The 25220-nt window shown below is 72.5% G+C and carries 15 protein-coding genes; 10 read left to right on the top strand and 5 right to left on the bottom strand.

What is annotated here, in order from left to right:
• The first annotated feature begins 82 nt into the window (after positions 1 to 82).
• Positions 83 to 1189, top strand: a complete 1107-nt coding sequence (locus tag OG875_RS21335) for a glycerophosphodiester phosphodiesterase family protein (protein ID WP_330175820.1) — start codon at positions 83 to 85, stop codon at positions 1187 to 1189.
• A gap of 217 nt (positions 1190 to 1406) precedes the next feature.
• Positions 1407 to 2051, top strand: a complete 645-nt coding sequence (locus OG875_RS21330; RefSeq protein ID WP_330175819.1) for a superoxide dismutase — start codon at positions 1407 to 1409, stop codon at positions 2049 to 2051.
• A 227-nt stretch (positions 2052 to 2278) separates the two neighbouring features.
• Here the strand turns inward: OG875_RS21330 and OG875_RS21325 are convergent, their stop codons facing one another.
• Positions 2279 to 2917, bottom strand: a complete 639-nt coding sequence (locus OG875_RS21325) for a mycothiol-dependent nitroreductase Rv2466c family protein (RefSeq protein ID WP_330175818.1) — start codon at positions 2915 to 2917, stop codon at positions 2279 to 2281.
• 169 nt (positions 2918 to 3086) lie between these two features.
• Here OG875_RS21325 and pepN (OG875_RS21320) point away from each other — a divergent pair, with 169 nt between their 5' ends.
• From pepN (OG875_RS21320) to pepN (OG875_RS21305), 4 genes are all read left to right on the top strand, one after another.
• Positions 3087 to 5777 (top strand): aminopeptidase N, encoded by a 2691-nt coding sequence (gene pepN / locus OG875_RS21320; protein WP_330175817.1) that lies wholly within the window; start codon positions 3087 to 3089, stop codon positions 5775 to 5777.
• A 344-nt stretch (positions 5778 to 6121) separates the two neighbouring features.
• Positions 6122 to 9430 carry a S8 family serine peptidase gene (locus tag OG875_RS21315; protein ID WP_330175816.1) on the top strand — a complete coding sequence of 1103 codons (3309 nt, stop codon included), beginning with the start codon at positions 6122 to 6124 and terminating at the stop codon, positions 9428 to 9430.
• A 259-nt stretch (positions 9431 to 9689) separates the two neighbouring features.
• Positions 9690 to 10715 carry an aspartate-semialdehyde dehydrogenase gene (locus OG875_RS21310; protein WP_330175815.1) on the top strand — a complete coding sequence of 342 codons (1026 nt, stop codon included), beginning with the start codon at positions 9690 to 9692 and terminating at the stop codon, positions 10713 to 10715.
• Between the two features lie 149 nt (positions 10716 to 10864).
• Positions 10865 to 13435 (top strand): aminopeptidase N, encoded by a 2571-nt coding sequence (pepN, locus tag OG875_RS21305; RefSeq protein ID WP_330175814.1) that lies wholly within the window; start codon positions 10865 to 10867, stop codon positions 13433 to 13435.
• Between the two features lie 724 nt (positions 13436 to 14159).
• Here pepN (OG875_RS21305) and OG875_RS21300 read toward each other — a convergent pair.
• From OG875_RS21300 to OG875_RS21290, 3 genes are read right to left on the bottom strand one after another with little or no spacing between them, the layout of a single operon-like run.
• On the bottom strand, positions 14160 to 14396 hold the full coding sequence (locus OG875_RS21300) for a hypothetical protein (protein WP_330175813.1): 237 nt from the start codon (positions 14394 to 14396) through the stop codon (positions 14160 to 14162).
• Positions 14397 to 14454: 58 nt separating this feature from the next.
• Positions 14455 to 16749, bottom strand: a complete 2295-nt coding sequence (malQ, locus tag OG875_RS21295; protein ID WP_330175812.1) for a 4-alpha-glucanotransferase — start codon at positions 16747 to 16749, stop codon at positions 14455 to 14457.
• Positions 16750 to 17007: a hypothetical protein gene (locus OG875_RS21290; protein WP_330175811.1), complete on the bottom strand. Its 258-nt coding sequence runs from the start codon at positions 17005 to 17007 to the stop codon at positions 16750 to 16752.
• Positions 17008 to 17258: 251 nt separating this feature from the next.
• On the opposite strand from OG875_RS21290, the gene OG875_RS21285 reads away from it, so the two are divergent.
• On the top strand, positions 17259 to 20273 hold the full coding sequence (locus OG875_RS21285) for a beta-N-acetylglucosaminidase domain-containing protein (protein WP_330175810.1): 3015 nt from the start codon (positions 17259 to 17261) through the stop codon (positions 20271 to 20273).
• Between the two features lie 131 nt (positions 20274 to 20404).
• Here the strand turns inward: OG875_RS21285 and OG875_RS21280 are convergent, their stop codons facing one another.
• On the bottom strand, positions 20405 to 20941 hold the full coding sequence (locus tag OG875_RS21280) for an HNH endonuclease (protein ID WP_330175809.1): 537 nt from the start codon (positions 20939 to 20941) through the stop codon (positions 20405 to 20407).
• A gap of 287 nt (positions 20942 to 21228) precedes the next feature.
• Here OG875_RS21280 and OG875_RS21275 point away from each other — a divergent pair, with 287 nt between their 5' ends.
• The 3 genes from OG875_RS21275 (at position 21229) to OG875_RS21265 (ending at position 25206) form a co-directional block, all read left to right on the top strand.
• A complete protein-coding gene (locus tag OG875_RS21275; protein ID WP_330175808.1) occupies positions 21229 to 22323 on the top strand; it encodes a mechanosensitive ion channel family protein in 1095 nt (364 codons plus the stop codon).
• Positions 22324 to 22596: 273 nt separating this feature from the next.
• On the top strand, positions 22597 to 23763 hold the full coding sequence (locus OG875_RS21270; RefSeq protein ID WP_330177845.1) for an ROK family transcriptional regulator: 1167 nt from the start codon (positions 22597 to 22599) through the stop codon (positions 23761 to 23763).
• A 108-nt stretch (positions 23764 to 23871) separates the two neighbouring features.
• Positions 23872 to 25206, top strand: a complete 1335-nt coding sequence (locus tag OG875_RS21265; protein ID WP_330175807.1) for an ABC transporter substrate-binding protein — start codon at positions 23872 to 23874, stop codon at positions 25204 to 25206.
• Positions 25207 to 25220 lie beyond the last annotated feature (14 nt).

The raw sequence follows: 25220 nt of genomic DNA, 5'->3' as shown, positions 1-25220 counted from the left end.
AGCCGATGAACCGGCGCGGCCCGGCGTGCGGCCCCGTCTATCGTTCCGGGCGCCGACCACGAGCCTCACGAGGGAGATCCGTATGTCCGCGTCCGCACAGCCCAGGCGTCGTTCGTTACTCCTCGCCGCCGGCGCGGCCACGGCGGCCACCGCCGCGGGCGCCGTCAGCGCGCTCCCCGCGGCCGCCGCGAGCCCGCGGCGGCCGGGCGGTTCCCGGCGGCCGGTCGTCATCGGTCACCGGGGGGCCGCCGGCTGGCGGCCCGAACACACCGCCGCCGCCTACACGTACGCCGTGCGGAACGGCGCCGACTGGATCGAGCCCGATCTGGTGGCCACCAAGGACCATGTGCTGGTCGTCCGGCACGAGAACGAGATCTCGGGGACCACGGACGTCGCGGCGCACCCGGAGTTCACCGGGCGCCGGACGACGAAGACGGTCGACGGGCGGGCGGTGACGGGCTGGTTCACCGAGGACTTCACGCTGGCCGAGCTGAAGACGCTGCGCGCGGTCGAGCGGCTGCCGCTGGTCCGCAACCGCAACACCGTCTTCGACGGCCGCGAACCGGTGATGACCTTCGAGGAGGTCGTGCGGCTGGCCCGCGCGCTGTCCCGACGCCACGGCCGCCGGATCGCCGTCTTCCCCGAGACCAAGCACCCCACGTACTTCCGCTCGCTCGGGCTGCCCCTGGAGCCGGCGCTGGCGCGGATCGTGCGGCGGTACCGGCTGGGCGCCGAGGACTGCGTGGTCCAGTCGTTCGAGCCCACCAGCCTCGCGGCGTTCGCCGGGGAGCGGCTGCGGCTGCCGCTGTGGCAGGCGCTGGGCACGAGCGGCGCGCCGTACGACCTGGTCGCGGCGGGCGACCCGACCACGTACCGGGACATGATGACGCCGGAGGGGCTGCGGAGGATCGCGCGGTACGCGGACTGGATCGGCCCGGACAAGTCGTCGGTCGTGGAGCCCTTCACCCTGCTGGCGGACGCGCACCGGGCGGGGCTGAAGGTGGGGGCGTACACCTTCCGGGCGGAGAACCAGTACCTGCCGGCGCGGTTCCGGCGCGGCGGCGACCCGAACGCGTTCGGGGACGCCTTCGCCGAGTACGCCCTGCACTACGGCCTGGGTGTGGACGCGGTGGTCACGGACTTCCCGGACATCGCGGCGATGGCGCGGGACACCGCGGACACGCCCTGACGGCCGGGAACACACGACCTCCGGAACGCATCGCGACGGCCGGGGACAGACAACCGCCGGGCGCATCGTGACGGCCGGGGACAGACAACCGCCGGGGGCATGGTGACGGCCGGGGACACACGCGGGTCGTAGGTCCGAAGCCTGATCAACAACGGGCCCTCTTGCTGTTAGCGTGCAGTTGCATAAGATGCGCAATAAGCAGCAGGAGGGCTTGTCCATGGCCATCTACACACTCCCCGAACTCCCCTACGACTACGCGGCGCTCGAACCCGTGATCAACCCGCAGATCATCGAGCTGCACCACGACAAGCACCACGCCGCGTACGTGAAGGGGGCGAACGACACCCTGGAGCAGCTGGACGAGGCGCGCGACAAGGGGTCCTGGGGCGCGGTCAACGGTCTCCAGAAGAGCCTCGCGTTCCATCTGTCCGGCCACATCCTCCACTCGATCTACTGGCACAACATGACGGGTGACCACGGCGGCGGCGAGCCGCTGGCGGCCGACGGGGTCGGGGACCTGGCGGACGCGATCACCGAGTCGTTCGGCTCCTTCGAGGGCTTCAAGGCCCAGCTCACGAAGGCCGCGGCCACCACGCAGGGCTCCGGCTGGGGCGTCCTCGCGTACGAGCCGCTCAGCGGGAGGCTGATCGTCGAGCAGGTCTACGACCACCAGGGCAACGTCGGGCAGGGATCGGTGCCGGTCCTGGTCTTCGACGCCTGGGAGCACGCGTTCTACCTCCAGTACAAGAACCAGAAGGTGGACTTCATCGAGGCGATGTGGCGCGTCGTCAACTGGCAGGACGTGGCGAAGCGTTACGCGGCGGCCAAGCAGCGGGACGACGTCCTGCTGCTGGCTCCCTGACGGGACTCGCCCCGGCCCGTCGCCCCCACAGACGTCCTGCTCGTGATCGTCTTCTCAGCCTTCACCTGCGGACGGAATGACGAAGGACCCCCGCGAGGACATGACTCGCGGGGGTCCTTCCAGGTATTCGAAAGCGGGTCCGGACCGGGTCCTTCCGTGCGCCCGGAAGCAGGTCCGGACCGGGTCCGGCCGCACCGGGCCCGGCCGCATCGAGCCCGGAGCGGGCCTCAGTCGAAGACCGGGCCCTGCGTCCGGGTGCGCTTGATCTCGTAGAAGCCGGGGATCGAGGCGACCATCAGCGTGCCGTCCCAGAGCTTCGCGGCATCCTCGCCCTTGGGCGCGGGCGTCACGACCGGACCGAAGAAGGCGATCTGCTCGCCGTCCGCGCCGGGGACCGCGATCACCGGGGTGCCGACCTCCTGGCCGACCTTGTCGATGCCCTCCTTGTGGGAGGCGCGCAGCTCGGCGTCGTAGGTGTCCTTGTCCGCGTAGTCGGCGAGGTCCGCGGGCAGGCCCGCGTCCGCGAGCGCCGCCACGACGGCCTCACGGGTGTTGCCCTCACCCCGGTTGTGGAACCGGGTGCCCAGGGCGGTGTAGAGCTTGCCGACGACCTCGTCACCGTGCAGCTGCTGGGCGGCGATCACGACACGCACCGGGCCCCAGGCGGCCTTCAGGCCCTCGCGGTACTGCTCCGGAAGCTCGTCGAGCTTCGGCTCGTTCAGCACGGCCAGGCTCATCACGTGCCAGGTGACCTCGACGTCCCTGACCTTCTCCACCTCCAGCATCCAGCGGGAGGTCATCCAGGCCCATGGACAGACCGGGTCGAACCAGAAGTCGACCGGCGTCTTGGTGCTCGTCTCACTCATGGGCGTGTCTCTCCTCGTGAAGAAGCGGTGCGGTCCGGCGTTACTCCACCTCGGTCAACACCGTCGGTCTCCCCCGCCATTCCCCGCACGGGCCGGACGGTCGGCGCGTGGGAGAATTCGAACCGTTGTCGGCAAAGAACACGCAGAGGATTTGCACGAAGGAGTGCCCGTGCCCGGTGAGAATCTGTCCCGCGACGAGGCCCGTGAGCGGGCCGGTCTGCTGTCCGTCGACGGGTACGAGGTCGCCCTCGACCTGCGCTCGGCGGTCGACGCCGCGCCGGACGCGGTGCCCGGCCGCGGGCCGCGCGCCGGAGGGGACGACGGACCGGACGGAACGGGCGACGGGCCGAGCGCCGGAGCGGGTGCGGGTGCGGGCGCGGTGCGCACCTTCCGTTCCGTGACGACGATCCGCTTCCGTTCGGCGCGGCCGGGTGTGGCGACCTTCGCCGACCTGCTGGCGCCGAGTGTCACGTCGGTCACGCTGAACGGCCGCTCCCTCGACCCGTCCGTCGTCTTCGACGGTTCGCGTATCGCGCTGTACGGCCTGGCCGAGGACAACGTCCTGGTCGTGGACGCCCAGTGCGCGTACAGCCGTACGGGCGAGGGCATGCACCGCTTCGTCGACCCGGAGGACGGCGAGGTCTACCTCTACACGCAGTACGAGCCGGCCGACGCCCGCCGCGTCTTCGCCACCTTCGAACAGCCCGATCTGAAGGCGCCGTTCAGCTTCGAGGTGACCGCGCCCGAGGGCTGGACGGTCTGGAGCAACGGCGCGCCGACCGGGGACGGCGGGAGCACGGGCGTCTGGACGTTCGAGCAGACCCGGCCGATCTCGACGTACATCACCGCCGTCGTGGCCGGTCCCTACCACCACGTCACCGATGTGTACCGGCGGGAACTCCCCGACGGCGGCACCCTGGAGATCCCGCTCGGCGCGCTGTGCCGCAAGGGCCTGGCGAAGCACTTCGACGCCGACGACATCTTCCTGGTGACCAAGCAGGGCCTGGACTTCTTCCACGAGAACTTCGACTACCCGTACCCCTTCGGGAAGTACGACCAGGCGTTCGTGCCGGAGTACAACCTGGGCGCGATGGAGAACCCCGGCTGTGTGACCTTCCGCGAGGAGTACATCTTCCGGGGCAAGGTCACCCAGGCGTCGTACGAGCGCCGGGCCAACGTCATCCTGCACGAGATGGCGCACATGTGGTTCGGCGACCTCGTGACGATGCGGTGGTGGGACGACCTGTGGCTGAAGGAGTCGTTCGCCGACTTCATGGGCGCGCTGTCGCTCGCCGAGGCGACGCGCTTCGGCGACGCGTGGGTCACCTTCGCCAACAACCGCAAGGCGTGGGCGTACCGGGCCGACCAGCTGCCGTCCACCCACCCGATCACGGCCGACATCCGTGACCTGGAGGACGCCAAACTCAACTTCGACGGCATCACCTACGCCAAGGGCGCGTCGGTGCTGAAGCAGCTCGTCGCGTACGTGGGGCGCGAGGCGTTCCTGGAGGGCGCGCGGCGCTACTTCACCCGCCACGCGTACGGCAACACCGAACTGGGCGACCTGCTGTCGGTCCTGGAGGAGACGTCCGGGCGCGACCTCGGGTCGTGGTCGCGTTCCTGGCTGGAGACGGCCGGCGTCAACTCGCTGACCCCGGCGGTCACCTACGACGCCTCGGGGCGCGTGACGGAGCTGGCGGTGCTCCAGGAGGCCGCCGCGTCGCACCCCGAGCTGCGCCCGCACCGGGTGGCCGTGGGGCTGTACCGGCGTACGGGCGTGGACGCCGAACTGGTCAGGTACGCGCGGGCGGAGGTCGACGTCGACGGGCCGCGCACGGTCGTCACGGAGCTGGCCGGGGCCGAGCGGCCCGATCTGGTCCTGGTCAACGACGACGACCTGACGTACTGCAAGATCCGTTTCGACGAGGGCTCGCTGGACACGCTGCGCGCACACCTCGGCGAGCTGACCGACCCGCTGGCGCGGGCGCTGTGCTGGTCGGCGCTGTGGAACCTGACGCGCGACGCGCTGATGCCCGCCCGGGACTTCATCGCCCTGGTGCTGCGTTTCGCCGGGCGCGAGTCGGACATCGGTGTGCTCCAGATGCTGCACGCCTGGGCGCAGGGCGCGCTGATCCACTACGCGGCCCCGGACTGGCGCGAGGCGGGCGCGCGGGCGCTGTCGGAGGGCGCGCTGGGCGAGCTGCGGCGGGCCGAGCCGGGCAGTCAGCACCAGCTGACCTGGGCGCGGTTCTTCGCGTCGGTGGCCGCCTCGGACACCGACTTCCAGCTGCTGCGGAGCCTGCTGGGGAACACGGCGAAGATCGACGGTCTCGATGTCGACCAGGAGCTGCGCTGGAGCTTCCTGCGTCCGCTGGCCGCGCACGGTCTGGCCGACGAGTCGGTGATCGCGGCGGAACTGGCCCGCGACGACACCGCGTCCGGCAAGCGCCACCAGGTCCGCTGCCTGGCCGCGCGGCCGTCCGGGGAGGTCAAGGCGGGCGCGTGGGCGGCTGTCGTGGAGTCCGACGCGCTGTCCAACGCGCTGGTGGAGGCGACGATCGCGGGCTTCGCGCAGCCGGGGCAGCGGGAGCTGACCGCGCCGTACACGGCGAAGTACTTCGAGGCCATCGGGCGGGTGTGGGCCGAGCGTTCGATCCAGATCGGCATGGACGTGGTGCGGGGGCTGTACCCGAGCCTCCAGGACCGCCCGGAGACGCTGCGCGACACGGACGCCTGGCTGGACGGGCACCCGGACGCGCCACCGGCCCTGCGCCGGCTGGTACTTGAGGCGCGGGACGACCTGGCGCGCGGGCTGGCGGCGCAGGCGTGCGACACGGCGGCCGGGGCGGCGTCGGTCTGAGCCTTACGGGTGGATGAGCGGGGCGGCCCCGGACCGGTTCGGTCCGGGGCCGCCCCCTTCCGGACCGGTCGGGCGGCGGCCGTGGAGGGAGCGGGCGAGCGCGCCACCGAGGGGACGCCGCCGGGGAACGGGAAGGGCACGGGCGGGACACGGGCAGGACACGGGCGGGTCGAAAGAAGCCCTGATATAAGGCGATTGGTCCTCGATGGCGGAATGCGTGTGGTGGCGGATGTATGCCACCGCCATGTCCTGAGCCTGACAGCTCTCCACAAACCCTGGTCATTTGGGCCAAGCTGAGCGGTCATCCGGTACCGAATTCCGGACTGTCTCTTTCACAACCAGGGATGCTGATGACCTCCGAATCCGAGAGCTCCAAATCCGGGCCGAGACGGGTGGCTCGGATCGCCGCCGCCACCGGCCTGGTCGCCGCGCTGATAGCCACCGGCGCGATGCCCGTCCTCGCCGCGCCGGCTGCCGACGACCCGGCCGCCTCCGCTCCAGTGAAATCCGCCAAGTCCGCCACTGAGAAGCTCGGTTCGGCCGACGTCGACCTGCTCGACAAGGCCGTCGCCGAGGGCGACAAGAACGTCACCGTCATGGTGGCGACGGCCCCGGGCCAGACCGAGCAGGTCGCCGACCAGTTCGACGCCGTCTCCGGCGCCGTGGTCGGCAAGACGTACGACCAGCTCGGTTACGTACGGGCGACCCTGCCCACGGGCAAGGCCGAGGCCGCGCTCAAGGCGGCGCAGAAGCTCTCCTCCGTGCACGGCATCGACCTCAAGCACGAGATCGAACTGGACGACCCGACGCCCGCCGCCGACACGGTGAAGGGCGCGGCGAAGGCCCAGGGCGCCGCCGCCTCGACGGCGCCGGGCAAGAACACCCCCGCGAAGAACCCGTACAACCCGTCCTTCGAGACCGGTGCGGTGGACTTCGTCAAGGAGAACCCGAAGGCCGACGGCCGAGGGGTCACCATCGGCATCCTCGACTCGGGCATCGACCTGGGTCACCCGGCGCTCCAGAAGACCACCACCGGCGAGCGCAAGATCGTCGACTGGGTCACGGCGACGGACCCGGTGGCCGACGGTGACGGCACCTGGCGTCAGATGCAGTTCGACGTCAAGGGCCCGTCGTTCACGGTCAACAACCGCGCGTACACGGCCCCCGCCGGCAACTACAAGTTCAACCTGTTCGCCGAGTCCGCGACGCGCGGCGGCGACATGGCCGGGGACCTGAACCGCGACGGTGACACGACCGACGTGTGGGCGATGCTGTACGACGCCGGCACCCGGACCGTGCGCATCGACCTGAACAACGACGCCAAGTTCGGCAACGACACGATCATGAAGCCGTACCGCAACGGCTTCCAGATCGGCCACTTCGGCGAGGACAACCCGAAGACGGAGATCGTCGAGAGCATCCCGTTCGTGGTCGAGGTCCGTGAGGACGTCGTCTACAACGCGGCGGGTGCCAAGGCGGACTACGTCAACATCGGTGTCATCGAGGGCTCGCACGGCACGCACGTGGCCGGCATCACCGCGGCCAACAGCCTGTTCGGCGGCAAGATGAACGGCGCGGCGCCCGGCGCCAAGCTGGTCTCCTCGCGCGCCTGCACCTGGAGCGGCGGCTGCACCAACATCGCCCTCACCGAGGGCATGGCGGACCTCGTCATCGAGCGCGGCGTGGACATCGTCAACATGTCCATCGGCGGACTGCCCGGTCTCAACGACGGCAACAACGCCCGCGCCGAGCTCTACACCCGGCTCATCGACACCTACGGCGTCCAGCTGATCATCTCGGCGGGCAACGACGGTCCGGGCACCAACACCATCAGCGACCCCGCGGTCGCGGACAAGGTCATCTCCGTCGGCGCCACGATCTCCAAGGAGACCTGGGCGGCCAACTACGGCTCGGTCGTCACGACCGACTACGACATGATGCCGTTCTCCGCCCGCGGACCGCGTGAGGACGGTGGCTTCGCGCCGATCATCTCGGCCCCCGGCGCCGCCATCAACACCACGCAGACGTGGACCGCCGGCGGCCCCGTGGCCGAGGCCGGCTACTCGCTGCCGTCCGGCTACTCGATGCTCCAGGGCACCTCGATGGCCTCCCCGCAGGCGACCGGAGCCAGCGCGCTGCTGCTCTCCGCCGCCAAGCAGAAGGGGATCGAGCTGACCCCCGCGAAGCTGCGGACGGCGCTCACCTCGACCGCCACCAAGATCGCCGGCAAGAAGGCGCACGAGCAGGGCGCCGGTCTCATCGACGTCGTCGGCGCGTGGGACGCGATCAAGGACGGCGCGAAGGCGTACGAGTACAACGTCAAGGCGCCGGTCGACACCTCGATCGACTTCGCGCTGAAGACCCCGGGCTTCGGCCAGGGTCTGTACGACCGTGAGGGTGGCCTCCAGGCCGGCAAGGGCCGGACGTACGACGTCACGGTCACCCGTACCACCGGTCCCGCGGGCCTGGTGCAGCACTCGCTGAACTGGAAGTACAACGACGGCACCTTCAAGCTGCTCAGCAGCAAGAAGGTCAAGCTGCCGAAGAACCAGCCGGTCACCGTGACCGTGCAGGCCAAGGCGGACCAGGCCGGCGCGCACAGCGCCATCCTGGAGCTGGACGACACCGCCACCACCGGTGTGGACAAGCAGATCCTCGCCACGGTGGTCGTCTCCAAGAAGCTGGCCGCGCCGTCCTTCGCGTACTCGTCGCTGGGCTCGACCGAGCGCAACGAGACCGCGTCGTACTTCGTCACCGTCCCCGAGGGCGCCAAGACCCTCGAGGTCGCGCTCGGCGGACTCGCGGCGGGCAGCCAGACCCGCTTCATCAGCCTCCACCCGCAGGGTGTGCAGATGGAGGACAGCGCCACGATCAACTGCTACCCGAACTACAACAACCCGGCCAACACCTGCCGTCCGGACCTGCGTTCGTACACGGACCCGACGCCGGGCGTCTGGGAGATCGAGGTCGAGTCGCGTCGTACGTCGCCGCTGCTCAACAACCCGTACAAGCTGGATGTCAGCGTGCTCGGTGCCACCTTCGACCCGGCGGTCACCACGCTGCCCGAGGCGAAGATCGGTACACCCTCCCCGGTCGAGTGGACCGTGACCAACGGTGGCGCCGCCATCGACGGCAAGCTCGCGGGCGGCTCGCTCGGCTCGGCCAAGGTCGGCCGGCCGACGATCGCCGACGGTGAGAGCCAGGAGACGACCGTCACCATCGGTGCGGGCGTCGAGCGTCTGGACGTCGCCATCGGCGGCGTCTCCGACGCTGCGGCCGACCTGGACCTCTCGGTCTTCCGGGACGGCGTGCTCGTCGGCCAGGCGGCCGACGGGGACTCCGAGGAGGCCGTCAGCCTGGTCTCGCCGGCAGCCGGTGTCTACACCTTCGTGGTGGACGGCTACTCGGTTCCGGCCGGGACCACCGCGTACGACTACCGTGACGTCTTCTACTCGGCCTCGCTCGGCGAGGTCACGGTCGGCGACGCTCCGGTCAAGCTCGCCAACGGCGCTTCGGCGGAGGTCTCCGCCGAGGTGACGGTGGCCGGCGCGGCTCCCGAGGGACGTCAGTTCTTCGGCGAGGTGCGGCTGCTGAACGCGCGCGGTACCGCCGCGGGCACCGGCAGTGTCGTGATCGAGAAGGTCCTTCCGTAACGGTCCCGCCGTGACGGGTTCCGTAAGGAAGTGACACGTACGAAGGGGGCGGGCGTCCGCGAGGGCGCCCGCCCCTTACGTGTGTCCCGGCGCCCGCCCCTTACCTGTGTCCCCGGCGCCGCCCGTGCGCCCGGTGCACCCGTTGGTGTGACCGATGCCGCACCCGTCCCGACCTGCGGAACGGATTGGACAAGGCGGGTTCGGTCAGACGCATCATGGACGCGGCACCCGGGCCGCAGGTACGTAGCGAGGAGTCACTGTGAAGGTCGGAATCGTCGGAGCCACCGGTCAGGTCGGCACAGTCATGCGCGCCATCCTGGCCGAGCGGAACTTCCCGGTGGACGAGCTGCGGCTGTTCGCCTCCGCGCGCTCCGCGGGGACGTCCCTCGACTGGCGGGGCGAGCCCGTCACCGTCGAGGACGCGGCCGACGCCGACTACACCGGCCTGGACATCGTGCTCTTCTCCGCGGGCGGCGCCACCTCGCGCGCGCTCGCCGAGAAGGTGGCCTCCCAGGGCCCCGTGGTGATCGACAACTCGTCCGCCTGGCGCGGCCACCCCGAGGTCCCGCTGGTGGTCTCCGAGGTCAACCCGCACGCCGTCGCGAACCGCCCCAAGGGCATCATCGCGAACCCGAACTGCACCACCATGGCCGCCATGCCCGTGCTGCGCCCGCTGCACACCGAGGCCGGGCTGACGGCGCTGGTGGCCACCACGTACCAGGCGGTGTCCGGCTCCGGGCTCGCGGGCGTCGCGGAACTGCACGACCAGGCCCGCAAGGTCGTGGAGAGCGCCGACCGGCTGACCTTCGACGGCGAGGCCGTGGACTTCCCCGAGCCGGCCGTCTACAAGCGCCCGATCGCCTTCAACGTGGTGCCGCTGGCGGGCTCGCTCGTCGACGACGGCTCCTTCGAGACGGACGAGGAGCAGAAGCTCCGCAACGAGTCCCGCAAGATCCTGGAGATCCCGGAGCTGAGGGTGTCCGGGACCTGTGTACGGGTGCCGGTCTTCTCCGGGCACTCCCTCCAGGTCAACGCCCGCTTCGAGCGGCCGATCAGCGTGGAGCGGGCGTACGAGCTGCTGAAGGACGCCCCCGGCGTGGAGCTGTCCGAGATCCCCACCCCGCTCCAGGCGGCGGGCAAGGACGCCTCCTACGTAGGACGCGTCCGGGTGGACGAGACGGTCGACCACGGGCTGGCGCTGTTCGTCTCCAACGACAACCTGCGCAAGGGCGCCGCGCTCAACGCGGTGCAGATCGCCGAACTGGTCGCCGCCGAACCACGCTGACCGGCACCCGCCGGACATCCGCCGGACATCCGCCGACAGACTCCCGGGCCCCGCGCGACCGCGCGGGGCCCGGCGTTTTACCGCCGGGCGGTCGACCGGGTCCGCATGGAAGGATGGGCGAAAACGTACCGATCCGAGGAGATGACCGGGTGCCTGGCACAAATCTGACCCGTGAAGAGGCGCAGCAGCGGGCGCGCCTCCTCACCGTTGACTCGTACGAGATCGACCTCGATCTCAGCGGCGCGCAGGAGGGCGGGACCTACCGGTCCGTCACGACGGTGCGCTTCGAGAGCGCGGAGGCCGGGGCGGAGACCTTCATCGACCTGGTGGCCCCCGCCGTGCACCAGGTGGTGCTGAACGGCGAGACGCTGGACGCGGCCTCGGTCTTCCGGGACTCGCGCATCGCGCTGCCGGGGCTGCGGCAGGGCGCGAACGAGCTGACGGTGACCGCCGAGTGCGAGTACACCAACACCGGTGAGGGGCTGCACCGGTTCGTCGACCCGGTCGACCAGCAGGCGTACCTGTACACGCAGTTCGAGGTGCCGGACGCGCGCCGGGTGTTCGCCTCCTTCGAGCAGCCGGACCTCAAGGCGGCGTTCCGGTTCACCGTGACGGCCCCCGAGGGCTGGACGGTGATCTCCAACTCCCCCACGCCGGAGCCCGAGTCGAACGTGTGGCGGTTCGAGCCGACGCCGCGGATCTCGACGTACATCACCGCGCTGATCGCCGGCCCGTACCACTCGGTGCACAGCACGTACGAGAAGGACGGTCAGTCGGTCCCGCTGGGCGTCTACTGCCGGCCCTCGCTCGCCGAGTACCTCGACGCGGACGCGATCTTCGAGGTCACGCGGCTGGGCTTCGACTGGTTCCAGGAGAAGTTCGACTACGCGTACCCGTTCGCCAAGTACGACCAGCTCTTCGTGCCCGAGTTCAACGCGGGCGCGATGGAGAACGCGGGCGCCGTCACCATCCGCGACCAGTACGTCTTCCGCTCGAAGGTGACGGACGCGGCGTACGAGACCCGCGCCGAGACGATCCTGCACGAGCTGGCGCACATGTGGTTCGGCGACCTGGTCACCATGGAGTGGTGGAACGACCTGTGGCTGAACGAGTCGTTCGCGACGTACACCTCGATCGCCTGCCTGGCGCACGCGCCGGGCTCGCGCTGGCCGCAGTCGTGGACGACGTTCGCCAACTCGATGAAGACCTGGGCGTACCGGCAGGACCAGCTTCCGTCGACGCACCCGATCATGGCGGACATCCGCGACCTGGACGACGTGATCGTCAACTTCGACGGGATCACGTACGCGAAGGGCGCCTCCGTCCTCAAGCAGCTCGTCGCCTATGTCGGGCAGGACGAGTTCTTCCGGGGCGTGCAGGCGTACTTCAAGGCGCACGCGTACGGCAACACGCGCCTGTCGGACCTGCTGGGCGCGCTGGAGGAGACCTCCGGGCGTGATCTGAAGACCTGGTCGACGGCGTGGCTGGAAACGGCCGGCATCAACGTCCTGCGCCCGGAGATCGAACTGGACGAGGCGGGGCGCGTGGCCTCCCTGTCCGTACGGCAGGAGGCGCCCGCGCTCCCGGCGGGCGCCAAGGGCACCCCGGTGCTGCGCCCGCACCGCATCGCGATCGGCTGCTACGACCTGGACGCGGCCGGGGCGCTGGTCCGCACCAGCCGGATCGAGCTGGACGTCGAGGGCGAGCTGACCCGGGTGCCGTTCCCGGAGAACACCCCGCGCCCGGCGGTGATCCTCCTCAACGACGACGACCTGTCGTACGCGAAGGTCCGGCTGGACGAGGAATCGCTGCGGGTCGTGACCGCGCACCTCGGGGACTTCACCGAGTCGCTGCCGCGCGCGCTGAGCTGGGCGTCGGCCTGGGACATGACACGCGACGGCGAACTGGCCACCCGTGACTACCTGGCGCTGGTGCTGTCGGGCATCGCCAAGGAGAGCGACATCGGTGTGGTGCAGTCGCTGCACCGCCAGGTGAAGCTCGCGCTGGACCTGTACGCGGCGCCGGAGTGGCGCGAGGCGGGGCTGGCCCAGTGGACCGAGGCGACCCTGGCGCATCTGCGCACGGCGGAGCCGGGCAGCGACCACCAGCTGGCGTGGGCCCGCGCGTTCGCGACGACGGCCCGTACGCCGCAGCAACTGGACGTGCTCCAGGGGCTGCTGGACGGTACGGAGTCCGTCGAGGGCCTGGCGGTGGACACCGAGCTGCGCTGGGCGTTCGTCGAGCGGCTGGCGGCGGTCGGGCTGCACGACGAGGAGGAGATCGCGGCGGAGTACGAGCGCGACCGCACGGCGGCGGGCGAGCGGCACGCGGCGACGGCCCGCGCGGCGCGGCCGACCGAGGAGGCGAAGGCCGAGGCGTGGGCGTCGGCCGTGGAGTCCGACAAGCTCCCCAACGCGCTTCAGGAAGCGATCATCAGCGGCTTCGTCCAGACGGACCAGCTCGAACTGCTCGCGCCGTACACGGAGAAGTACTTCGCGGCGGTCAAGGACGTGTGGGACCAGCGCAGCCACGAGATGGCCCAGCAGATCGCGATCGGCCTGTACCCGTCGCTCCAGGTCGCGGAGGCCACGCTGGAGGCCACGGACGCGTGGCTGGCCTCGGCGGCCCCGAACGCGGCGCTGCGGCGTCTGATGTCGGAGTCCCGCGCCGGCGTCGAGCGCGCCCTGCGCGCCCGAACGGCGGACACCACGTCGGCCTGACGGCGAGGGGGCCGGGGGCGGCGTTACGGGGCGCCCCCGGCCCCGCGTGCGTATCGGGCGGGTGAGCGGGGCGGGGTCCGGCGGAGCCGGAGGTTCGGGCGGGTGGGCGCCGAGGGCACGCCGGTACGGGTGAAGGGGCGGGCCGCACCGTACGGGTCCGGGAGCCCCGGGAGCGGCGCGGCTCGGCGCGCGGCGTGGCGGGACCCCGGGGACGGGCCGGGCGCCGAGGGCACGCCGGTACGAGTGAAGAGGCGGGCCGCACCGTACGGGTCCGGGAGCCCCGGGAGCGGCGCGGCTCGGCGCGCGGCGTGGCGGGACCCCGGGGACGGGCCGGGCGCCGAGGGCACGCCGGTACGGGTGAACGGGCGGGCCGCACCGTACGGGTCCGGGAGCCCCGGGTTTGGCGCAGCGCGCGGCGTGGCGGCCCCCGAGGCGGGGTGCGCCGGGGGCGCGTCGGTACGGGTGAACGGGCGGGCCGGTCGTGGCGGGGCCGGCTCCGGCCACGGGCCGGTCGGGTTCGTGGCCCTCGGCGGGGCAGGAGGTTCGGGCGGGCCCGCCGTAACGATGTGCGGGCCGGCCGCACCCCGTACGGGTTCGGAAACGCGCGCGTCGTGCGCCGCCCCGAGCGACGGGCCCCGGGCCGGACATGCCGGAGCGCCGCGGGGCACCTGGGCCGCGCGGCGTCTGCGGGAGAGCGGGGGACGCGGGAGCCGGTCCCTGGGTGTCAGGCTCGCTGCTGCTTGCGGGACTTGTCGAGGACTACCACCAGTCCGGCGATGATCGCGAAGATCACCAGCGGCATGGCCACGTACAGACCGAGGGTCTCGGCCACGGTGAGGCCCGGACCCGGGTCGTCGCCGTCGTCGCGGCTGACGGCGAGCACGGGGGACGACATGAGCAGCGTCATCAGCGTCGTTCCGGCCACGAGGGCGCCGGCGCGCAGGGTGTTCTTCTTGTCCACGGTGCCAACGTAGCGAACGCGCGGGACCCCCGCGCGCGCGGGGGTCCCGTACAAGGGGTCACATCGGTACGGAGGGCCGCAATACGCCCATCAGGCCGTGCAGCCGGGGCGAGGCGGCCAGGTCCTCCAGCGTCACCGGCCGGCCCTCCGCGTCGGCGACGGGGAGCCGCCAGTTCGGGTACTGGTCCCAGGTGCCCGGCAGGTTCTGCGGCCTGCGGTCGCCCACCGCGTCCGGCAGCCAGACACCGACCATCCGGGCGGGGGTGCGCAGCAGGAAGCGGTAGACCGCGCGGATCCGCCCCTCCTCGTCGCCCCCGCCGGCCGGCAGCAGGCCGAGCGCGCCGAGTGTGGCGAGCCAGTCGGTGACCTCGGCGGAGTCCTCGCGCCGCTCCTCCTCCAGCGGGCGGCCGAGCAGCCCGAGCCGGTGCCGCAGTTCCACGTGTTCGCCGCTCAGGCGCGCGGCCGTGGAGGGCAGGTCGTGGGTGGTGGCGGTGGCGACGCAGTCCTCGCGCCAGCTCTCCGGGGCCAGCGGGCGCCCGGTGCCCTGCCAGTCGCGTTCGAACCAGAGCACGGACGTGCCGAGCACACCGCGCCGGTGCAGTTCCTCCCGTACGCCGGGCTCGACCGTGCCGAGGTCCTCGCCAATGACGACGGCGCCCGCCCGGTGGGCCTCCAGGACGAGGACGGCCAGCATCGCCTCGGCGTCGTAACGCACGTACGTGCCCCGCGTCGGGTCGGCGCCCTCGGGCACCCACCAGAGCCGGAAGAGGCCCATCACGTGGTCGATGCGCAGGGCGCCCGCGTTCCTGAGCAGGCCCCGGAGCAGGCCCCGGTACGGCGCGTAGCCGGAGTCGGCGAGGACGTCGGGGCGCCAGGGCGGCAGCCCCCAGTCCTGGCCGTGGGCGTTGAAGGCGTCGGGCGGGGCGCCCACGGACATGCCCTCGGCGAACGCGCTCCGCTGCGCCCACGCGTCGGCTCCGCCGGGGTGCACGCCGACGGCGAGGTCGTGGACGATGCCGACGGCCATGCCCGCGTCGCGGGCCGCCCGCCCGGCCGCGGCGAGCTGTTCGTCGGTGAGCCAGGCCAGCCGGCAGTGGAAGTCGACGCGGTCGATGAGTTCGTGCCGTGCCCGGCCCGTCTCGGCGGAGCGCGGGTCGCGCAGCGCCTCCGGCCAGTCGTGCCACTCGGAGCCGTGCACCTCGGCGAGGGCGCACCAGGTGGCGTGGTCCTCCAGGGCCTGGCCCTGCTCGGCCAGGAAGTGGTGGTAGGCGGCGCGGCGGCCGGGGCCGAGCGGGACCTCGCGGACGATCTCCAGGGCCTCGCGCTTGAGCCGCCACACGGCGTCCCGGTCGATCAGCTCGCCCTTGTCGAGGACGGCGGAGCGCAGCGTGGCGCCCTGTTCCCGGAGGGCGGCGAGCCGTGCCGCGCCGGGGCCGGTGACGTACGCGTACTCGGGGACGGCCTCGACCCGCAGATGGACGGGGTCGGGGAAGCGGCGCGAGGAGGGCCGGTACGGGGAGGGGTCGGTGGGCGCGCCGGGGACGGCGGCGTGCAGGGGGTTGATCTGGACGAACCCGGCGCCCAGTTCCCGCCCGGACCAGACGGCGAGGTCGGTGAGGTCGCCGAGGTCGCCCATGCCCCAGGAGCGGCCGGACAGCAGGGAGTAGAGCTGGACCAGGAAGCCGTGCGTACGGGGCGGTGGCTGCGGGACCTCGCGGGGGGCGACGACGAGCACGGCGCCCGCCGTACGGCCGTCGGGGGCGACGGCGGCGAGGCGGTGGACGCCGAGCGGCAGACCGGGCCAGGAGCGGCCCGTGGAGCCGCCCGCGACGGCGTCGGGCGCGGCGACGGCGTCGGGGGCGTCGTCGGCCGGGGTCGTGGCGTCCGTGGATGTGGCGACCGGGCGTGCGCCGGTGGCAGACGTGCCGGAAAGGCGCGCGCCGGAGTGCGGGGTGCCCGGCAGGGGCCCGCCGGGCGGGAGCGTGTCGGCCCCCGGCCAGTCGACCGTCTCGCCCTGCTCGGTCTCGACCCGCAGGACCGTGCCGGGCGGCAGTGCGGCCAGGGCGGCGGGCAGCGCGGGCGGCAGCACCGCCCCGGAGGCGGCGGCGCCGTCGGGGTCGTGCGCGTCGCCGGGAGTGGTCCAGACGACCACGGTGGGCGGCAGCAGGCGGTTCGCGGCGGCGGACTCGGCGGCGGCCAGCGCGGCGCCGACGGCGGCGTCGGTGGACGCGTCGACGCCCAGGGCGGCGAGCACGGCGACGACGGTCTCGTCGGGTACCGGTACGGCGACGTCGGGGCCGGGTGAGTGGACGGTGGCGACACCGTGCAGCGCCGCGAGCCTGGCCAGGCCCATTCAGACTCCTGAGAACTCCGAGCCACCGGCCGTACCGGGCGCGGTCGGCTCGCTGGTGAGGGGGGCGGCCTCGGCGAGCGGGGGCTCGCTGGTGAGGGGGGCGGCGTCGGCGAGGGGCGGTTCGCTGGTGAGCGGGCCCGGGATGTCACCGGTCAGCGGTCCGGGCAGGGTGACGGTGAGGGGTTCCCCGTCGGCGGGCTCACCGGGAACCACCTGTTTGGAGAGGGCGGAGAGAAGCAACTGCGCGGATGCGGCCATGGCGGCGCCTCCAAGAACGGCTCGGACTACGGGACACATCAGCCCTACCCCGTCGGCACGCCCGCAGACGTGCCGACCGCCTTTACGTGCCCCGGGGTCACGGTGCGTCCCCGAGCGGGAGTTGATCCTCCCTGCCTATCACAGGACGGCAAATGGGGCAGAACGGCCGCGCGCATTGACACCTCCTGCCCGGGGTGGTGGGCTCGTCCGCGATCGGCCGGACCACGTGGGGCCCACGAGGGGAGCAGAGCGTGCAACTCGGGCGCGGACAGCGGACGGCGACGGCGGTCGTGGCCGCCGTGATCGGCGGGCTCCTCGGTACGGCGCCCGGCGCGACGGCGGCTCCCGTCGACCCGGGCTCCCCGGCGGCCAGCACACCGGACGGCGGGACGCGGTCGGGCCCGCCCGCCGTGTGGCCCCGCCCCCAGTCGCTGAGAACGCACGGCGCGGCCGTCGCCCTCGGGGACCACGTGACGATCGTGGCGGCCACCGACGCGGACCCGTACGCCGTCGACGCCCTGACGGACACGCTGCACGAGGCGGGGGTCCGTACGGTGCGCACCGTCGCCCCGCCCGTCGCCGGCCGCCCGGCCACCCCGCCGCCCGCCACCGGCACGGTCGTCCTCGTCGGCGGGAGCGGCGCCCAGGAGGCGCTCAGGGCCCTGCGGGCGCCCGAGCGGGCCGATCTGCCGCCCGGGGGCTACCGGATCGCCGTGGGCACCGTCGGCGGCCGGGAGACGATCGCGCTCGACGGCGCCGGCGACGACGGCCTCTTCCACGCCGCGCAGACACTGCGGCAGCTGATCACGGGCGCGCCGGGCCGGGCGAAGGTCCCCGGCGTCCAGGTGCGCGACTGGCCGGGCACCGCCGTACGGGGTACGACGGAGGGGTTCTACGGGGAGCCCTGGGGTCACGCGGAGCGGCTGGCGCAGCTCGACTTCATGGGGCGGACCAAGCAGAACCGCTATCTGTACGCGCCCGGCGACGACGCCTTCCGCCAGGCGCGCTGGCGCGAGCCGTACCCGGCGGCCCGGCGGGCCGAGTTCCGCGATCTGGCCGCGCGCGCGGCCCGCAACCATGTGACGCTCGCCTGGGCGGTCGCCCCGGCGCAAGGCATGTGCATGACCTCCGCCGACGACGTCCGGGCGCTGAACCGCAAGATCGACGCGATGTGGGCGCTGGGCGTGCGGGCCTTCCAGCTCCAGTTCCAGGACGTCAGCTACAGCGAGTGGCACTGCGACAGGGACCGGGACACGTTCGGGTCGGGTCCGGACGCCGCCGCGAAGGCGCAGGCGCGGGTCGCCAACGCGGTGGCCGGGCATCTCGCGGCGCGGCACCCGGGCGGTGAGCCGCTGACGGTGATGCCGACGGAGTACTTCCAGGACGGCGCCACCGAGTACCGCACGGCGCTGGCGCGCGCGCTCGACGGCCGGGTGCAGGTCGCGTGGACCGGCGTGGGCGTGGTGCCGCGCACCATCACCGGGCGTGAACTGGCCGGTGCGCGCGAGGCGTTCGGGCACCCGCTGGTGACGATGGACAACTACCCGGTCAACGACTACGAGCAGGGCCGGATGTTCCTCGGCCCCTACACCGGCCGGGAGCCCGCTGTCGCGTCCGGTTCCGCCGCGCTGCTCGCCAACGCGATGGAGCAGGCGTCCGCGTCCCGTATCCCGCTGTTCACGGCCGCCGACTACGCGTGGAATCCGCGCGGCTACCGGCCGCAGGAGTCGTGGCAGGCGGCGATGGACGATCTCGCGGACGGTGATCCGAAGGCGCGTGCGGCCATCGGGGCGCTGGCCGGGAACGAGTCCTCGTCGATCCTGAGCCCGACGGAGTCGGCGTATCTGCGCCCGCTGCTGGCGGAGTTCTGGAAGGCCCGGACCGGGGCGCGGGCGGCGAAGGACCCGAAGGGGAGGGACGCGGCGGCGGGCCGGCTGCGGGCGGCCTTCTCCGTGATGCGGGAGGCACCGGAGCGGCTGTCGGGCCCGGCGGACGGGCGGCTGGACGACGAGGTGCGTCCGTGGAGCGAGCAGTTGGCGCGCTACGGCCGGGCCGGTGAGCTGTCGGTCGACATGCTCCAGGCGCAGTCGCGGGGCGACGGCGACACCGCCTGGCAGGCGTCGCTGGCCCTGGAACCGCTGCGGAAGGCGCTGGACGCGAGCCCGGTCACGGTCGGGAAGGGTGTCCTGGACCCGTTCCTGGACCGGGCGGCCGAGGAGTCGGCGGCGTGGACGGGCGCCGGGCGCCCGGCCGGGCCGCAGGCGCGGGCCACCCGCAGTACGGAGGCGTACACGGTCGGCGTGGGCCGCCCCCGCCCGCTGGGTGTCGTCACGACCATGACGGAGCCGGGCACCGGCGACGGCGCCTCGGTGGAGGCGCATGTGCCCGGCGAGGGCTGGCGGACCCTGGGCCCCGTGTCGCCGACCGGCTGGACGCAGACGGACGCGAAGGGGCTGCGGGCCGACGCCGTACGGATCAGCTGGCCGGACGTGCCGGGCCGGACGGCGCCCTCCGTACGGAGCGTGGTGCCGTGGTTCACCGACGAGCCGCAGGTGGGCTTCGAGCTGGCCCGGGACGTGGTGGACGCCGAGATCGGCGGGGAGCCGGCGACGGTCGGGGCCGAGCTGGAGGCGCGGCGCCCCGGCCCGGTCAGCGGCCCGCTGACGGCGAAGGCACCGGACGGTGTGGAGGTGGCGGTGCCCGCGCGGGTGACGGTGCCGCGCGGGGTCCGCACGACCGTGCCGGTGCGGGTCACCGTCCCGGCGGGCACCCCGGCGGGCAGTTACCGGGTGCCGCTGTCGTTCGGCGGCGAGGAGCGGGTCCTGACGGTGCGGGTGTCGCCGCGTACGGCCGGGCCCGACCTCCTGGGGAGGACGGCGGTGGCGATGTCGTCGGGCGACGAGACGCCCGCGTTCCCGGCCGCCGCGGCGACCGACGGCGACCCGGGGACCCGCTGGTCGTCACCGGCGGAGGACGGTGCCTGGTGGCAGGCGGAGCTGGCGGAACCGGCCCGGCTGGGCCGGGTGGTGCTGCACTGGCAGGACGCGTACGCGCGCGCCTACCGGGTGCAGGTGTCCGCGGACGGCCGGGTATGGCGGGACGCGGCGCGCGTCACGGACGGCGTGGGCGGGGTCGAAACGGTCCGGACGGACGCGAAGGACACCCGCTTCGTACGGATCCAGGGTGATCGCCGCGCGACGGAGTTCGGTTACTCGTTGTGGTCGGTGGAGGCGTACGCGATCGCGGAGGCGGCCCCGCCTGCGTAAGGAGGCCGCAGGTTCCGCCTCCGTAAGGAGGCCGCGAGCCCCGGCCTGGGCGAGGGCCGGGGACGCGAACGAGCCCCGGCATCCGCGAAGGCCCGGAACTCCCCGGGCCCCGGCATGACAAAGGCCCGGTCTCAGGCGGAAATGCCGTCGATCCGGGCCACCGCGTCATCGGCGCCGAACGGTTGGAGGTACGGCATCCAGCGTGGATCGCGGTGCCCGGTGCCGATGATCCGCCAGGCGAGGCCGGACGGCGGGGCGGGCTGGTGGAGCAGTCTCCAGCCCAGTTCCCGCAGGTGCCGGTCGGCCTTCGTGTGGTTGCAGCGGCGGCAGGCGGCCACCACGTTGTCCCACACGTGCTTGCCGCCCCGGCTGCGCGGAATCACGTGGTCGACGCTGGTGGCGACACTGCCGCAGTACATGCAGCGCCCGCCGTCCCTGGCGAACAGCGCCCGCCGGGTCAGCGGGACGGGTCCCCGGTACGGGACGCGGACGAACCGCTTCAGCCGTACGACACTGGGCGCGGGCAGCACCCGGGTCTCGCTGTGCAGGAAGGCGCCGGACTCCTCAAGGCAGATCGCCTTGTTCTCCAGGACGAGGACGAGCGCGCGACGGAGCGGTACGACGCCGAGCGGCTCGTACGACGCGTTGAGGACCAGAACATGTGGCACGGTGCCTCCTTGTACGCCGGCGGCGCGTGGCTCGCGCCGGGACGATCTGTCTCAGTCTCTCCTCATGGCCGGTCGAAACGCCACCACGTCTTGGTAACGGGCTCGGAGTGTTTTCGCGCACACCCCCTGCGCGGCCCCGAACAGCGGCCTTCCACGCCCCGTACCTTCCTGCGGCTTCGTCCCGCGCCGGGCGTGAGGAGCGTCTCTTGCCGCCGCACGGCGGCCGGGCGGACGCGATGCCCCGTTAGTGTGGTTGGTCCCGCCCGTGTTCCCAGGAGGTTTCCGACGTGTCCCTGTCCGCCGACCCGGTCCCGGCCCCGTCGTCAGGGACCGTCACCCTCGACGAGGCGGCACAACACGCCAACGACGCCGCGGGCTGGGTGGAGCAGAACTGGTCCACCTGGCTGAGCGTCGGCCTGCGCATCCTGCTGATCCTGGTCATCGCGCTGGTCCTGCGGCATGTGCTGCGGCGCACCATCACCAAGCTGATAGAGCGGATGAACCGCAGCGCCACGGCCGTCGAGGGCACGGCTCTCGGCGGGCTGCTGGTCAACGCCGAGCGGCGCCGCCAGCGCTCCGAGGCCATCGGGTCGGTGATGCGGTCGGTGACCTCGTTCACGATCCTCGGCACGGCCGCGCTGATGGTGCTCGGGGCGCTGAACATCAATCTGGCGCCCCTGCTGGCGTCGGCGGGCGTGGCCGGTGTCGCGCTGGGCTTCGGCGCCCGCAACCTGGTCACCGACTTCCTGTCCGGGGTCTTCATGATCCTGGAGGACCAGTACGGGGTGGGCGACACCATCGACGCGGGTGTGGCGTCCGGCGAGGTCATAGAGGTCGGGCTGCGGGTGACCAAGCTGCGGGGCGACGACGGCGAGATCTGGTACGTGCGCAACGGCGAGGTGAAGCGGATAGGCAACCTCAGCCAGGGCTGGGCCACGGCCGGTGTCGATGTGACGGTGCGGCCGAGCGAGAACCTGGAGCGGGTGCGCGACGTCGTCACCGCGGTCGCGGAGAAGATGGCGAAGGAGGACCCCTGGGCCGAGCGGCTGTGGGGTCCGGTGGAGATCCTGGGTCTGGACTCGGTGCTGATCGACTCGATGACGCTGCGGGTGAGCGCGAAGACCATGCCGGGCAAGGCCCTGGGCGTGGAGCGCGAGCTGCGCTGGCGGATCAAGCAGGCGTTCGACGAGGCGGGGATACAGATCGTCGGCGGGCTGCCCCTCGCGGGTACCGAGGCGGCGCCGGCCGATCCGTCGGCGGGCGTGGCCGCGCCGTCGGCGCTGGCGAGCCCGACGTCGCCGCAGTCCCTCGCGGCGTCCCCGATACCGCCGCAGCAGGGCGCCCAGCAGAGCCCCGGCCTCAATCCCAATCTGACCAAATAGGGCTGAAAATCCGGCGGAGACGTCCGGTTCCGCTCGAACACCGCTCGTACGCGCGCCCCCGCCGGTAACGCTTTGGTTGCCACGGGGGCGTTGCGCGCCGTACGGGTATTGACTGCTCAGCGAACCCGGCCTAGCTTTCCCCCCATCAAACAGGAAACTTTCCTAACAGTGTCGCGAACATGACACCGGGAGAGATGTCGCCGAAAGGCAGGTTCACCCGTCGTGAGCGACCCGTCCACGCCGTCCCCGGGCACCCCCCGCGTGCTGCGCGCGATGAACGACCGCGCCGCGCTGGACCTGCTGCTGGCCCACGGAACCCTCTCCCGGACCCGCATCGGCAAACTGACCGGTCTCTCCAAGCCCACGGCGTCCCAGCTGCTGGCCCGGCTGGAGGCCGCCGGCCTGGTCGTCGCCACCGGCACCACCGAGGGCCGGCCGGGACCCAACGCGCAGCTGTACGCGGTGAACGCCGGCGCCGCCCACGCCGCCGGGCTCGACGTCAACCCGGGGCGCGTGCTCGCCGCCGTCGCGGACATCACCGGCGCCACCGTCGGCCGCTTCGAACTGCCCACACCGGGACGCCGGCCCGCCGAGGCCGTCGTGTCCCAGGTGACCCGCGCGCTGGAGGGCGCCGTCAAGGACGCCGGACTCACCCGGGGCGACCTGCACCGCGTCGTCATCGGCACACCGGGCGCCTTCGACCCGTCCACCGGTCGGCTGCGCTACGCCTCGCACCTGCCGGGCTGGCACTCCCCCGCGCTGCTGGACGAACTGGCCGCCGCCCTCCCGATGCCCGTCGAGTACGAGAACGACGTGAACCTCGCCGCCGTCGCCGAACAGCGGCTCGGCGCGGCCCGCGGCCACGACGACTTCGTCCTCCTGTGGAACCAGGAAGGTCTCGGCGCCGCCCTGGTCATCGGCGGCCGGCTGCACCGGGGCTTCACCGGCGGCGCCGGCGAGGTCGGCTTCCTGCCGGTGCCGGGCACTCCCCTCGTACGCCAGGTGGTCCGGGCCAACAGCGGCGGCTTCCAGGAACTCGCCGGTGCCCAGTCCGTGCCGCGTCTCGCCCGCGAACTCGGCATCGAGACACCGGAGCAGCCCTACGCCGACGTCGCCGCCGGGCTGCTGGCGCGGGCCGCCGCCGGGCACGGGGAGGACCCGCTCCTGGCCGAGCTGCTGCGGCTGTTCGCCCAGCGCCTGGCCACCGGTCTCGCCTCCGTGACCGCCGTGCTCGACCCCGAACTCATCGTCCTGGCGGGCGGGTTGACCGCCGCCGGGGGCGAGCCCCTGCGCGCCCTGGTCCAGGCCGAACTGGCCGAACTGGCCGCCTCCCGGCCCCGGCTGGTCGTCGGCGAGGTACGGGAGAACCCCGTGCTGCGCGGCGCGCTGGAGAGCGCGCTGGCGACCACCCGCGACGAGGTGTTCGACACCTCCCGCTGACCCGCCCGCCCCGCCGGGCCCGGCACCGTCCCTCCAGACCCCCCAGCGTCCCCTGTCCCCCCGTCAGCACCGACCCGTCAGCACCGACCCGACAACGGGAGTTCCGTCATGCCCAGAAACCGCCGTCTGACCGCCTCCGCCGTCGCGGTCGCCGCCCTCTCCGTCCTCACCGCCGCCTGCACGGGCCAGTCCGGCGGCGCCGCCTCGGACGACCCCGGCGCCCGTACGACGATCACCTTCTGGCACGGCTGGAGCGCGCCCGCCGAGGTGAAGGCCATCAAGGAGAACATCGGCCGCTTCGAGGACGCCCACCCCAACATCAAGGTCGACGTCGTCGGCAACATCAACGACGACAAGCTCAACCAGGCGCTGCGCGCGGGCGGTTCCAAGGGCCCGGACGTGGTGTCGTCCTTCACGACCTCCAACGTCGGCAAGTTCTGCTCGTCCGGCGCCTTCGCCGACCTCGCCCCCTTCATAAAGAAGGACAAGATAGACCTGGCGAAGACCTTCCCGAAGGTGCTGCTCCAGTACACCCAGTTCGAGGGCGACCGCTGCGCGCTGCCGCTGCTCAGCGACGCGTACGGGCTGTACTACAACAAGGACGCCTTCGAGGAGGCGGGCGTCACGGCCCCGCCGAGGACGATGTCCGAACTGGCCGCCGTCGCCAAGAAGCTCACCGAGCCCAAGGGCGACAGCTACGAGCGGGTCGGCATGATGCCCACCTACCACGGCTACGAGACGGTCGTCGACCACTACATGTCGAGCTGGGACCACGCGTACTTCGACCAGGACGGCAAGTCCAACGTCGCGAAGGACCCGGCGTTCGCCAAGATGTTCACCTACCAGAGGAAGCTGGTCGAGGACCTCGGCGGCTTCACGAAGCTGGAGAAGTTCCGCAGCACCTTCGGTGACGAGTGGGGCGCCACGCACCCCTTCCACACCGGTCAGGTGGCCATGCAGCTCGACGGCGAGTGGCGGCTCGGCATGGCCGAGGACGCGGGCGTCGACTTCGAGATCGGCGTGGCGCCGATGCCCGTCGCCGACGACGAGGCCGACAGCTACGGCAAGGGCTTCCTCTCCGGCACGATCATGGGCATCGCGCCGCGCAGCCGGAAGCAGAACGCCGCGTGGGAGCTGGTGAAGTACATGACCACCGACACGAAGGCGGTCGTGGAGTTCGCCAACGGCATCCGCAACGTGCCCTCCACGCTCGCCGCGCTGAAGTCGCCCGACCTCGACTTCGACCCGCGCTTCAAGACGTTCCTCGACATCGCCCAGCACCCGGCGTCCAGCACCCCCGACGGCGCGGTCAACGGCGCGACGTACCAGCAGATCCTTCAGGACTTCGGCTACCAGTACGAGAAGGGCGCCGTGAAGGACCTCCAGGAGGGCCTGGAGAAGACCGCGGCGCAGATCGACCGTGACATCGAGCAGGCCAAGTAGCGGGCCGGGTCGTC

Source organism: Streptomyces sp. NBC_01498 (genome assembly GCF_036327775.1).
Lineage (GTDB): Bacteria > Actinomycetota > Actinomycetes > Streptomycetales > Streptomycetaceae > Streptomyces.
Note: the sequence above shows the minus strand (reverse complement) of the source record. Positions and strands in the feature narration are given on the sequence as shown.

Excerpts from the sequence above, each read along its gene's own strand:
- malQ (WP_330175812.1), bottom strand. The coding sequence starts at position 16,749 with ATGGGCCTGGCCAGGCTCGCGGCGCTGCACGGTGTCGCCACCGTCCAC.
- OG875_RS21315 (WP_330175816.1), top strand. The coding sequence starts at position 6,122 with ATGCTGATGACCTCCGAATCCGAGAGCTCCAAATCCGGGCCGAGACGG.
- OG875_RS21330 (WP_330175819.1), top strand. The coding sequence starts at position 1,407 with ATGGCCATCTACACACTCCCCGAACTCCCCTACGACTACGCGGCGCTC.
- OG875_RS21270 (WP_330177845.1), top strand. The coding sequence starts at position 22,597 with ATGAACGACCGCGCCGCGCTGGACCTGCTGCTGGCCCACGGAACCCTC.
- OG875_RS21265 (WP_330175807.1), top strand. The coding sequence starts at position 23,872 with ATGCCCAGAAACCGCCGTCTGACCGCCTCCGCCGTCGCGGTCGCCGCC.
- OG875_RS21335 (WP_330175820.1), top strand. The coding sequence starts at position 83 with ATGTCCGCGTCCGCACAGCCCAGGCGTCGTTCGTTACTCCTCGCCGCC.
- OG875_RS21290 (WP_330175811.1), bottom strand. The coding sequence starts at position 17,007 with ATGGCCGCATCCGCGCAGTTGCTTCTCTCCGCCCTCTCCAAACAGGTG.
- OG875_RS21325 (WP_330175818.1), bottom strand. The coding sequence starts at position 2,917 with ATGAGTGAGACGAGCACCAAGACGCCGGTCGACTTCTGGTTCGACCCG.